The sequence below is a fragment of the Pseudomonas sp. URMO17WK12:I11 genome, assembly GCF_007677725.1.
In the GTDB taxonomy this organism is placed as follows: Bacteria; Pseudomonadota; Gammaproteobacteria; order Pseudomonadales; family Pseudomonadaceae; genus Aquipseudomonas.
Map to the genome: position 1 here is coordinate 12,342 of NZ_VEDF01000002.1, position 12,369 is coordinate 24,710.

A 12,369-nucleotide genomic window follows, 5' to 3' on the forward strand; every position below is an offset into this window, starting at 1 on the left:
CCGCGCGTGCAGGCAGAAAAAAGCCGGCAGTGCGCCGGCTTGTCTGCGCTCAGTCCAGTTGCTGAACGGTTTTCTTCACCTGATCCGGGAAGAACAGCCGCTGCAGTTCGAGCCCGGGCTGTTCGGCGCGCATGAATGCTTCACCGACCAGGAACGAATACACGTTGTTGATTGCCATCAACTGCACGTCTTCGCGATTGAGTATTCCGCTCTCGGTGATGGCCAGGCGGTCGCGCGGGATCCGTGGCAGCAGGTCGAGCGTAGTCTCCAGGCTGACCTCGAAGGTGTGCAGGTTGCGATTGTTCACCCCAACCAGTGGCGTATCGAGCGTATTCAAGGCGCGCTCCAATTCATCGCCATCATGCACTTCGACCAGCACGTCGAGCCCAACGTCCTTGGCGACCGCCGCCAATTCAGCCATCTTCACGTCGTCGAGCGCCGAAACGATCAACAACACACAGTCGGCGCCCAACGCCCGGGCCTCGACGATCTGGTACGGATCGACCATGAAGTCCTTGCGGATCACCGGCAGCGAGACTGCGCCACGGGCCTCTTGCAGGTAGTGGTCGGCGCCCTGGAAGTAATCGACGTCCGTCAGCACCGACAGGCAGGTGGCGCCGCCTTTTTCGTAGCTGACGGCAATTTCGCCAGGAACAAAGTGTTCGCGGATCACGCCTTTGCTCGGCGAGGCCTTCTTGATTTCGGCGATCACCGCCGGCTGCTTGCGCGCGGCCTGCTCGATCAGGGCCTTGGCGAAGCCGCGCGGGGCATCTGCTGTCTTGGCCAGGCGCTCCAGCTCAGCCAGGCTGACCCGCGCACTGCGCTCGGCCACTTCCTGAAACTTGCGGGCGATGATCCGCTCCAGCACCGTTGGCACACTCATGCTTCGTTCTCCACCTTGAATACCGCAGTAAAGGCGCCCAGCTCTTGCAGCTTCTCCCAGGCCAGGCCGGTGTGCAGCACGTCATGGGCCAGCTCCACACCCGACTTGAGGCTCATGGCGTGGTCTGCGGCATACAGCGCAGCCCCAGCATTGAGCACGATCATTTCGGCGGCCTTCTGACCGTTTTCGGTCTTGCGCCGGCTCAGCGCATCGCGAATCAGCGCCAGCGACGCTTGTGGATTCTCCACTGCCAGGCCGTGCAAGCTCTGGCTTTTCATGCCGAGGTCTTCCGGCTCGACCCAGTACTCGCTGATCTGGTCGTTCTTCAACTCTGCGACGAACGTGGGAGCCGCCAGGCTGAATTCATCCAGGCCGTCCTTGGAGTGCACGACCAGGACATGCTTGCTGCCCAGGCGCTGCAGCACCTCGGCGAGCGGGCGGCACAGCGCCTGGGTGAACACCCCGACCACCTGGTGCTTCACACCGGCCGGATTCGTAAGCGGGCCGAGCATGTTGAACAAGGTCCGCAGCCCCAGGTCGCGACGCGGGCCAGCGGCATGTTTCATGGCGCTGTGGTGGCTCTGGGCGAACATGAAGCCGATGCCCAGGCTATCGATGCAACGCGCGACCTGGGTCGGCGTCAGGTTCAGGTAGATACCGGCAGCTTCGAGCAGGTCAGCGCTGCCGCTCTTGCCGGACACGGCACGGTTACCGTGCTTGGCGACCGGGCAGCCGGCTGCGGCGAGCACGAACGACGAGGCGGTGGACACGTTGAAGATATTCGCGCCATCACCGCCGGTGCCGACGATGTCGACCACGCCATCGAGGCTATGCAACTCGACCTTGTCAGCCAGCTCGCGCATCACCGACACCGCCCCGACGATCTCGTCGATGCTTTCGCTTTTCATGCGCATGCCCATCAGGAAGGCGCCGATCTGCGCCTCGCTGCACTGGCCGGTCATGATCTGGCGCATCACATCGCGCATCTCATCGGTGCTCAAGTCCAGGTGGCCGACGATGCGGCTCAACGCGCTTTTGATATCCATGTTCGATCCTTAGCGGCGGCCGCCGGTCTGCTTGAGGAAGTTGGCGAACAGCTCGTGGCCCTGCTCGGTGAGTATGGACTCGGGATGGAATTGCACCCCTTCGATCTGCAAGGTCTTGTGACGCAGACCCATGATCTCGTCGACCGAACCGTCTGCATGGGTGGTCCATGCGGTGACTTCCAGGCAATCGGGCAGGGTTTCGCGCTTGACCACCAGCGAATGGTAGCGGGTCACGGTAAGCGGGTTGTTGAGCCCGGCGAACACGCCCAGATCGCGATGGTGAACCGGGCTGGTCTTGCCGTGCATCACCTGGCGGGCGCGCACTACCTCACCGCCAAAGGCCTGGCCGATCGACTGGTGCCCCAGGCATACGCCCAAGATCGGCAGCTTGCCGGCGAAGTGCAGGATGGCATCGATGGAAACGCCTGCTTCGCTCGGGGTACAAGGGCCGGGAGAGACGACGATGCGCTCGGGGTTGAGGGCCTCGATCTGGGCAATGGTCATCTCGTCATTGCGAATGACCTTGACCTCGGCACCCAACTCGCCAAGGTATTGGACGACGTTGTAAGTGAATGAGTCGTAGTTGTCGATCATCAGTAACATCGGGCTAAACCTCTTGAATCTACTGACTTCATAATCTGAACCTTCCTACACGATTCACAGACGCAGCTTTGCCATAAGGCAAACGTGAACGGACAGGAAGGCAAACGGGGGCGGGCCGGACAGGCCGGCAGGAGATAAAGTCAGGCGCGCCAACGCCAACGGGCGTGGGCCTTGATTACGCGCATCAAGAGTTTGCTGACGATCAACACAGGGTAGGTCTCGCACATACTTGCACGCACAGTAGCCTACCGGGGCGGCGGGCGCAATATGCCCCAAACACCGGGAAACGAATGGACTTGGAAGGGATGCCCGGCGATTTGCTATGGTCGTGCGGCTAGTCCTCATAAAAACAACGAAAAGGATGTTGAACGATGCGAAAAGCACCGCTGATACGCTTCACCCTCGCTTCCCTGGCACTGGCTTGCAGCCAGGCCTTTGCTGCCCCTTCGCCCTACTCCAGCTTGATCGTGTTCGGCGACAGCCTGAGCGATGCCGGGCAATTCCCCGACCTGACCGGCGGCACCTTGGGCATGCGCTTCACCAACCGCGACGCCGCAGGCAATTTTGCGCCGGTCTCGCCGATGATCCTGGGCAGCCAACTGGGCGTCAGCCCGACCGAACTGGGCCCTTCGACCTCGCCCACCTATCGCGCGCTCGGCTTGGCAGACGGCAACAACTGGGCCGTGGGCGGCTACACCACCCAGCAGATTCTCGAGTCGATCACCACCACCTCCAAGACCGTGCTGCCGCCCAATACAGCGCTGTTCCCAGGCCTGGTGCTGCGCGACAAGCCCGGCTACCTGGCCAATGGCCTGCGGGCAGACCCCAATGCGCTGTATTACCTGACTGGCGGCGGTAACGACTTCCTCCAAGGCCTGGTCAACAGCCCCGCCACCGCTGCTGCGGCCGGCGCCCGGTTGGCGGCCAGCGCCCAGGCCCTGCAGCAAGGCGGCGCGCGCTACATCATGGTCTGGCTGCTGCCCGATCTCGGGCAAACCCCGAACTTCAGCGGCACCCCCCAACAAAACGCCCTGAGCCAGCTGTCCGGCGTGTTCAACCAGGCGCTTACCCGCCAGCTGCGCCAGGTCGACGCCCAGATCATCCCGCTGAATATCCCCGTGCTGCTGAGCGAAGCCCTGGCCAGCCCGACGCAGTTCGGTCTGGCGGCAGGACAGGACTTGGTCGGCACCTGCTTCAGCGGTGACAGCTGCGTGGAAAATCCGCTCTACGGGCTCAACAGCAGCAATCCCGACCCGACCAAGCTGCTGTTCAACGACTCGGTGCACCCCACCATCGCTGGCCAGCAATTGATCGCCGACTACGCCTACTCGATCATCGCCGCACCGTGGGAGCTGACGTTGCTGCCGGAAATGGCCCATGCCAGCCTGCGCGCCCACCAGGATGAACTGCGCAGCCAATGGCAAACACCTTGGCAGCCGGTTGGCCAATGGCAGGCGTTCGTCAGCACTGGCGCCCAGGATCTCGACTTCGATGACCAAGGCAGCGCCGCCAGTGCCGACGGGCGCGGCTACAACCTGACCGTAGGCGGCAGTTATCGGTTGAACGACGCCTGGCGCCTTGGCCTTGCTGGCGGCGTCTACCGGCAGAAACTGGAAGCGGGCGCGCAGGATTCGGACTACAAACTCGACAGCTACCTGGCCAGCGCCTTCGCCCAGTTCAGGCAGGATCGCTGGTGGGCCGATGCGGCGCTGAGCGCCGGGCACCTGGATTACCGGGACCTCAAGCGCACCTTCGCCCTGGGCACCAACGCGCGCAGCGAAAAAGGCGATACCGATGGCGAAGCCTGGGCCATGACCGCGCGACTGGGTTACAACCTGGCAGCGGACAGCAGCCGCTGGCAACTGGCTCCGTTCATCAGCGCCGATTACGCGCGCGTCAAGGTCGACGGCTACGCGGAAAAGAGCGGCCGGGCAACAGCTCTGGGCGTCGATGATCAGGAACACACGTCACGGCGTCTGGGCGTGGGCCTGCTCGGCAGCGTGCAACTGGTGCCCAGCACTCACCTGTTCGCCGAGGTGGCGCAGGAGCACGAGTTCGAGGATGACCAGCAGGATGTGACACTGCACCTGACCAGCCTACCCGCCAATGATTTCACCTTGGCCGGCTATACACCGCACAGCGATCTGACTCGCGCGAGCCTGGGCATCAGCCATGAGCTGGTGGCGGGGGTGCACCTGCGCGGCAACTACAACTGGCGCAGAAGTGACGAGCTGACCCAGCAAGGAGTCAGCGTGGGCGTCAGCATCGATTTCTGAGATCGCCGGGGCCGCGCGAGCGGCCCCAACCCACTCACTTGGCGCAGGTCTGCTCGGCCAGCGCCACCGCGCGGAACATGGCCCGGCGCTTGTTGATGGTCTCTTCCCATTCCAACGCCGGCACCGAGTCCGCGACGATGCCGCCACCGGCCTGCACGTGCAGCTCACCGTCCTTGATCACGGCAGTACGAATGGCGATCGCGGTGTCCATGTTGCCGTTCCAGGCAAAATAGCCCACGGCGCCGCCATACACGCCACGCTTGACCGGCTCGAGCTCGTCGATGATTTCCATGGCGCGGATCTTCGGCGCCCCGGATAGGGTCCCGGCCGGCAGAATGGCACGCAGCGCATCCATCGCCGTCAGCCCTTCGCGCAACTGCCCGGTGACGTTGGAGACGATGTGCATCACATTGGAGTAGCGCTCGATGACCATTTTTTCAGTCAAGCGCACGCTACCGGTCGAAGACACGCGGCCCACATCGTTGCGGCCCAGGTCGATCAGCATCAGGTGCTCGGCGATTTCCTTGTCATCGGACAGCAGGTCATCTTCCAGCGCCCGATCGGCTTCTTCGGTTGCACCACGTGGGCGAGTGCCGGCAATTGGCCGGACGGTCACCAGGTTGTCCTCGACCCGCACCAGCACTTCAGGCGAACTGCCAACCACGTGGAAATCGCCAAAGTTGAAGAAGTACATGTAGGGCGTCGGGTTGAAGCAGCGCAGCGCCCGGTACAAGTCGATAGGCGCCGCCTTGAAGTCGATCGACATGCGCTGCGACGGCACCACCTGCATGCAATCGCCGGCGAGGATGTACTCCTTGATCCGGCCAACCGCCTCTTCATAGTCGTCACGGGTATAGCTGGAGCGAAACTCCGGCTCTGCGGCCATCGGCCCGCTGAGGTCAAGGCCACGCCGTGGCGTGATCGGCTGGCGCAGGGTTTCCAGCAGCGTCTGCAAGCGCGCCTGGCCGTGTTGGTAGGCCTGCTCCTCGGCCGGATCGACCAGCACGATGGCGTGCATCTTGCCCGCCAGGTTGTCGAACACCACCACGGCGTCAGACACCATCAGCAGAATATCGGGCACCCCCAAAGGATCGGGGTTGGGGCTGGCACCCAGGCGTTTTTCCACGTAGCGCACGCAGTCATAGCCGAAGTAACCGACCAGGCCGCCGTTGAAGCGCGGCAAGCCAGGGATGTCAGCGACCTTGTAGCGGTCCTTGAACTGCTCGACGAAGGCCAGTGGGTCTTCGACCTCATGGCTTTCGACTTCCACATCGTCCTGCAGAATGCTCACGCGGTAGCCATGGACGCGCATCACCGTGCGCGACGGCAGGCCGATCATCGAGTAACGGCCCCACTTTTCGCCGCCTTGCACCGACTCGAGCAGGTAAGAGTTGGCCTGATCGGCCAGCTTGAGGTAGATCGACAGCGGTGTGTCGAAGTCAGCCAGGGTTTCACAGGCCAGGGGAATGCGGTTGTAGCCGGCAGCGGCCAGGCGCAGGAATTCTTCGCGGGTCATCAGTAGCCTCGTGGCAAGCAGCAGTAGGGTCGGGCAAGCGGACGGGCCGGCGGGCGCCGGCGGGCAGGAGTCAGGCGCGCCAGCGCCAACGGGCCAGGGCCTTGATGACTTTCATCCACAATTTGCCAGTGACCGCCACGGGAGACTCTCTGTCTGGGGAGGCTTGAAGGTCCGCCAACGTTATCCCAGTGGCCGGGTCTGCGCAACCGGGCAGCAGCGCGCGCAGATCATCGACCACCAGGCTGGGCGTTTCATCGCTGATCGGCCGGCCATGGTTGTAGCCGTAGGTCAAGCCCACGCACTGCACGCCGGCCGCCTTCGCCGCCTGCACATCGCTGCGCGAATCGCCGACGAACAATGCCTGCTGGGGGCTGACCCCGGCCATCTGCATGACGAACAACAGCGCTGCCGGGTCTGGCTTTTTCTGCGGCAAGGTATCGCCGCCGATGATCCAGCGGAAATACCGGCCAATCTTCATCTGGTCCAACAGCGGCGCGACGAAACGCTCGGGCTTGTTGGTGATCAGCGCCATCTCCACACCCTGCTTCTGCAACCAGCGCAGGGTGTCCTTGACCCCAGGGTAGACCACGGTGAGCTCATGGCTTTGCGCGTAGGCTTCCATGAACAGCGCCAGGCCCTGCTCGGCCAGCGCGTCGTCCACCTGATCATGCTCCAGGCCGCCGGCCAGGGCACGGCGCACCAGCACCGGCGCACCGTTGCCCACCCAGTGGCGCACAGCCTCGAGGCCTGCCGGTGGGCGGCCGAGTTCGAGCAGCATGCGGTCCACGGCGGCAGCCAGGTCGGGCACCGAGTCGATCAGGGTACCGTCCAGATCGAACATCACCAACCTGGGCAGCGTCCCTGGGAACAGCTGCTCGAAGCCGCTCATGGGCGGGCCTGGGCCAGTTCGGCGCGCATCTTGGCGATCACTTGCTGATAGTCCGGCGCATTGAAGATCGCCGAGCCGGCAACGAAGGTATCGGCGCCAGCGGCGGCGATGTCACGGATGTTGTTGACGTTGACGCCGCCGTCGATTTCCAGGCGGATGTCGCGGCCACTGGCATCGATCAGGGCGCGGGCTTCGCGCAGTTTGTCGAGGGTGCCGGGGATGAACTTCTGCCCGCCAAAGCCTGGGTTGACGCTCATCAGCAGCACCATGTCGACTTTGTCCATCACGTACTTCAGGGCATCCAGGCTGGTGGCCGGGTTGAACACCAGGCCGGCCTTGCAACCGCCGTCCTTGATCAGCTGCAGCGAACGGTCGACATGCTGCGAGGCTTCGGGATGGAAGGTGATGTAGGTGGCGCCGGCCTCGATGAAGTCGCCGATGATGCGGTCGACCAGGCTGACCATCAGGTGCACGTCGATCGGCGCAGTCACACCGTATTTGCGCAACGCGCTGCACACCATCGGGCCAATGGTCAGGTTCGGTACATAGTGGTTGTCCATCACATCGAAGTGAACGATGTCGGCGCCTGCGGCCAGGACTTTGTCGACATCCTCGCCCAAACGAGCGAAATCGGCAGACAGAATGGAGGGGGCAATAGCGTAGGGCTGCATGGCGCACCTGTTGGCAGAATCACGGTGGCGCGCATTGTAACTCAGGCAAACGCCTCGGGGCTGATTGGTATCAACCCCGATGGCGTCCGCGCATCAGCCAGGTTGTTGGGTACGCAGCTTTTCGCTGCGTCCGCGCAACCACTCCAGGGTCAGCAACAGCACGACCGAGAATGCGATCAGCAAGGTCGCCGCGGCGGCAATGGTCGGACTGAGGTTTTCACGGATGCCGCTGAACATCTGCCGCGGCAAGGTGGCCTGTTCAGGCCCGGCGAGAAACAGCGTCACCACCACCTCGTCGAACGAAGTCGCAAAGGCGAACAAAGCGCCGGAGATGACGCCTGGGGCGATCAAGGGCAGGGTCACCCGACGGAAGGTCAGCAGCGGCGAAGCCCCGAGACTGGCGGCTGCCCGTACCAGGTTGTAGTTGAAGCCCTGCAAGGTCGCCGACACGGTGATGATGACGAACGGCACGCCCAGCACCGCATGCACCACAATCAACGAAACGAAGCTGTTACCCAGGCCCAGCGGCGCGAAAAACAGGTAGCTGGCCACACCAATGATCACCACCGGTACCACCATGGGCGAAATCACCAGCGCCATCACCAGCGACTTGCCGGGAAAATCGCCGCGGGTCAGGCCAATGGCCGCCAAGGTACCGAACACCATGGCCAGCACGGTGGCCGCTGGGGCGACGATGACGCTGTTCTTCAATGCCCGCATCCACTCAGCCGAGGCGAAGAAATCCTGATACCACTGCAGTGAGAAACCCTGCAGCGGATAGACCAGGAAACTGCCGCTGTTGAATGACAAAGGCACGATGACCAGTACCGGCAGCACCAGAAACAACAGGATCAGGCCGCAGAGAATGCGCAGGCTGTAGAACCATACCCGTTCGACGGGCGACATGTAGGGGCTCAGCATCTGATGGGTCCTCAGCTTAGGCGCAGGCGGCTGGCACCGACCAGCCAGCTATAGATCAGGTACAACAGCACGGTCGCCAGCAACAGCAAGCCTCCCAGGGCCGTGGCCATGCCCCAGTTGATGCTGGTGTTGGTGTAGAAGGCGACGAAGTAGCTGACCATCTGGTCGTTGGGGCTGCCGAGCAGCGCCGGGGTGATGTAGTAGCCGATAGCCAGAATGAACACCAGCAGGCAACCGGCGCCCACGCCTGCGTAGGTCTGCGGGAAATACACCCGCCAAAAGCTGGCGAACGGATGGCAGCCCAGGGAAATTGCCGCCCGCATGTAGCTCGGCGAGATGCCTTTCATCACGCTGTACAACGGCAGGATCATGAACGGCAGCAGGATATGCACCATCGAGATGTACACCCCGGTGCGGTTGAACACCAACTCCAGCGGCTGATCGATGATACCCATCGCCATCAGCGCACTGTTGATCAAGCCACCGGACTGCAACAGCACGATCCAGGCCGCCACCCGCACCAGAATCGAGGTCCAGAACGGCAACAGCACCAGGATCATCAGCAAGTTGCTTTGCCGGGTCGGCAGGTTGGCCAGCAGGTAGGCCAGTGGATAGGCCAGCACCAGGCAGATGGCGGTGATCACCACGCCCATCCACAGGGTGCGGGCAAAGATATCCAGGTAGATGGCCTGGTCGGGCGTGGCCTTGGCCAGCTCGCCAAGGTCATCGATACGGTGATCCAGCGAGGCGAGCAGGTAGAACGAGGTGGTCGCGCTGGTGTTGCGGCGGATCGCCTGCCAATAGGCCGGGTCGCCCCAACGCTCGTCGAGCGCCTGGAGGGCCTCCTTGTACGAGCTCGGCTCGGCCTTGAACGGCAGCGCCCGTGCAGTCTTGGCCAGCAAGCTGCGGTAGCCGGCCAGCTCCATGTTCAGGCGCTTGGAAAGGTCACCCAAGGTCTGCTGCTTGCGCGATTCGGCCAAGTCCTGGCTCAAGGCTTTGTAGACGTCTTCGCCAGGCAGGCTCTTGCCATCCCATTGGCTAATCAGCTCGACGGTACGCGGCAGGCCATTGACCACTTCAGGGTTGGCCACGCTCTTGTACAGCAGCGCCGCGATCGGCACCAGAAACACCAGCAACAGAAACAGCGCCAGCGGCGCGATCAACGCCTGCGCTTTCCAGCGGTTGACCCGCTCGGCACGCTTGAGGCGCTGCTTGAGACTTGGACCTGCGCCTTCATTGAGGGGCACTGCGATGGCCATGGCGAACTCCGCGAAACAGGCTGAGACGGGGCTGCCTGGCAGCCCCGCTTCCCGGTGGTATTACTTCTTCGCCGCCCAGGCGTTGAAGCGTTGCTCCAGCTGCTCGCTGTTATCGGCCCAGAAGGCCACGTCGATCTGCACCTGGTTGGCGATGTTCTCAGGTGTGGTCGGCATGTCTTTCTTCACCGCATCATCCAGCAGGGGCACGGCCTTGGCGTTGGCCGGGCCGTAGGCGATGTTCTGCGAGTAGGTCTTCTGTTGCTCAGGCTGCACGGTGTAGGCGATGAACTGCTTGGCCTGCTCGGCATCCTTGGCACCCTTGGGAATCGCCCAGGCGTCGAAGTCGTAGATGCCGCCGTTCCACACCACCTTGAGGTTGCTTTCCTTTTGCACGGCGGCGATGCGGCCGTTGTAGGCCGAGCTCATGACCACGTCACCGGAGGCCAGGTATTGCGGCGGCTGGGCGCCCGCTTCCCACCACTGAATGCTCGGCTTTAGCTCATCGAGTTTCTTGAAGGCGCGGTCCACGCCCTCCTTGGTGGCGAGTACCTGGTAGACATCCTTGGGTGCCACGCCATCGGCCATCAAGGCGAATTCCAGGGTGTACTTGGCGCCCTTGCGCAGGCCGCGTTTGCCCGGGAATTGCTTGGTGTCCCAGAAGTCCGCCCAACTGGTAGGCGCCGTCTTGAGCTTGTCAGCGTTGTAGGCGAGCACCGTGGACCAGACGAAGAAGCCAACACCGCACGGCTGGATGGCACCTTTGACGTAGTCGGCCTCGTTACCGAACAGCGCCGGGTCGAGCTCTTCGAACAGGCCTTCGTCACAGCCCCTGGCCAGCTCGGGCGATTCAACCTCCACCAGGTTCCACGACACGCTCTTGGTGTCGACCATGGCCTTGATCTTGGCCATCTCGCCGTTGTATTCGCCAGCGACGATCTTGCCTTTGCCGGCCTTTTCCCACGGCTCATAGAACGCCTTGACCTGGGCTGCCTTGTTGGCCCCGCCGAAAGACACCACGGTCAGGTCCGCCGCCATGCTTTGGCCGGCGGCGCACAGGCCGAGGGCCAGGGCGGTCAGTTTCAACTGCTTGCGCATTATTGTTTTCTCCACAGTTCAGGGTTGGTGAAGCAATCGATCAATGGGCCTCGGCGATCGGATCAAGCGCGCGCGCGTGCTCCACCTCCCAGCCCAGCGGAACCACATCGCCCACCGCCAGGGCCGGGTCGAGTTCGGCGATCGGCTGTTTGACGAAGAAGTCGGTCTTGCCGCACACCTCAAGGCGCACGCGCACGTGGTCACCCAGGTAGATGAACTCGGCCACCCGACCGGAGAAGCGGTTCACGCAGCGCTCGCTGTGGCCGTTGAGGCGCACACGCTCGGGGCGTATCGACAGGGTCACCGGTTCGCCCGCCTGGCCGACGTTCACCGCCAGGGCCTCGACGCGCTCACCGCGGGCCAACTGCACCTGGCAGCGCTTGCCGTCACTGGCCAGCAGCGTGCCGTTGAGGCGGTTGTTCTCGCCGATGAAGTTGGCGACGAAGGTGTTGCGTGGTTCTTCATAAAGCGTGCGCGGGTCAGCAATCTGCTGGATCTCGCCCTGATGGAACACCGCCACCCGATCGGACATGGTCAGGGCTTCGCCCTGGTCATGGGTGACGTAGACCACGGTCACGCCCAGGCGCTGGTGGATGTGCTTGATTTCCATCTGCATGTGTTCGCGCAGTTGCTTGTCGAGCGCGCCCAGCGGCTCGTCCATCAGCACCAACTGCGGCTCGAACACCAGTGCCCGGGCCAGCGCGACGCGCTGCTGCTGGCCACCGGAAAGCTGGCCGGGATAGCGTTGGGCGAAGGCATCGAGCTGGACCATGTTGAGCACCCGCTTGACCCGCTCGCTGATGTCGGTCTTGCTCAGGTTGCGCACGCTCAAGGGGAAGGCCAGGTTCTCGGCCACGGTCATGTGCGGAAACAATGCGTAGTTCTGGAACACCATGCCGATGTCACGCTTGTGCGGCGGCACGTTGTTGATCGAGCGCCCCGCCAGCTGAATTTCGCCGGCAGTGGGGGTTTCGAAGCCGGCCAGCATCATCAGGCTGGTGGTCTTGCCCGACCCGGAAGGGCCGAGCAAGGTGAGAAATTCACCTTTGCGAATGTCCAGGTTGAGGTCTTTGACGATCAGCGATTCGCCGTCGTAGCTCTTCTGCACACCACGGAAGCTGACCAGCGTCTCGCCGCTGGCAGCGTTCGAATTGGCCTCGCTCATGCCTGCACCTTCTTCTTGGAATGACTGCGTACGCACAAGATTAGA

Annotated in this window: 11 protein-coding genes; 1 reads left to right on the plus strand and 10 read right to left on the minus strand. The window is 63.0% G+C overall.

The features are described from left to right. Positions 1–49: 49 nt before the first annotated feature. Genes trpC through FS665_RS03375 form a run of 3 tightly spaced genes read right to left on the minus strand, consistent with a single transcriptional unit; the run spans position 50 to position 2,532 of the window. Positions 50–883, minus strand: coding sequence for an indole-3-glycerol phosphate synthase TrpC (gene trpC, locus FS665_RS03365; RefSeq protein WP_145183418.1), 834 nt, complete (start codon positions 881–883; stop codon positions 50–52). Continuing rightward, positions 880–1,929 carry an anthranilate phosphoribosyltransferase gene (gene trpD / locus FS665_RS03370; protein ID WP_145183421.1) on the minus strand — a complete coding sequence of 350 codons (1,050 nt, stop codon included), beginning with the start codon at positions 1,927–1,929 and terminating at the stop codon, positions 880–882. Before trpD ends, trpC begins: the two co-directional genes overlap by 4 nt. Before the next feature lie 9 nt (positions 1,930–1,938). After that, the gene (locus FS665_RS03375) at positions 1,939–2,532 is read right to left on the minus strand and encodes an aminodeoxychorismate/anthranilate synthase component II (RefSeq protein WP_145183424.1); all 594 of its coding nucleotides are present in this window, start codon (positions 2,530–2,532) and stop codon (positions 1,939–1,941) included. A gap of 371 nt (positions 2,533–2,903) precedes the next feature. Here FS665_RS03375 and estP point away from each other — a divergent pair, with 371 nt between their 5' ends. Then, the gene (estP, locus tag FS665_RS03380; protein WP_145183427.1) at positions 2,904–4,808 is read left to right on the plus strand and encodes an esterase EstP; all 1,905 of its coding nucleotides are present in this window, start codon (positions 2,904–2,906) and stop codon (positions 4,806–4,808) included. Between the two features lie 34 nt (positions 4,809–4,842). Here estP and trpE read toward each other — a convergent pair whose 3' ends face one another. The 7 genes from trpE to FS665_RS03415 form a co-directional block, all read right to left on the minus strand. After that, a complete protein-coding gene (gene trpE, locus FS665_RS03385; RefSeq protein ID WP_145183430.1) occupies positions 4,843–6,324 on the minus strand; it encodes an anthranilate synthase component I in 1,482 nt (493 codons plus the stop codon). Positions 6,325–6,394: 70 nt separating this feature from the next. Beyond that, on the minus strand, positions 6,395–7,213 hold the full coding sequence (locus FS665_RS03390) for a phosphoglycolate phosphatase (protein ID WP_145183433.1): 819 nt from the start codon (positions 7,211–7,213) through the stop codon (positions 6,395–6,397). Next, positions 7,210–7,884 carry a ribulose-phosphate 3-epimerase gene (gene rpe / locus FS665_RS03395; protein ID WP_145183436.1) on the minus strand — a complete coding sequence of 225 codons (675 nt, stop codon included), beginning with the start codon at positions 7,882–7,884 and terminating at the stop codon, positions 7,210–7,212. Before rpe ends, FS665_RS03390 begins: the two co-directional genes overlap by 4 nt. A 93-nt stretch (positions 7,885–7,977) precedes the next feature. Continuing rightward, positions 7,978–8,805, minus strand: a complete 828-nt coding sequence (locus FS665_RS03400) for an ABC transporter permease (protein ID WP_145183439.1) — start codon at positions 8,803–8,805, stop codon at positions 7,978–7,980. 11 nt (positions 8,806–8,816) lie between these two features. Further along, on the minus strand, positions 8,817–10,064 hold the full coding sequence (locus tag FS665_RS03405; RefSeq protein WP_145183442.1) for an ABC transporter permease: 1,248 nt from the start codon (positions 10,062–10,064) through the stop codon (positions 8,817–8,819). A 60-nt stretch (positions 10,065–10,124) separates the two neighbouring features. Then, a complete protein-coding gene (locus tag FS665_RS03410; RefSeq protein ID WP_145183445.1) occupies positions 10,125–11,159 on the minus strand; it encodes an ABC transporter substrate-binding protein in 1,035 nt (344 codons plus the stop codon). 40 nt (positions 11,160–11,199) lie between these two features. Beyond that, a complete protein-coding gene (locus FS665_RS03415) occupies positions 11,200–12,324 on the minus strand; it encodes an ABC transporter ATP-binding protein (RefSeq protein ID WP_145183448.1) in 1,125 nt (374 codons plus the stop codon). Positions 12,325–12,369: the final 45 nt, after the last annotated feature.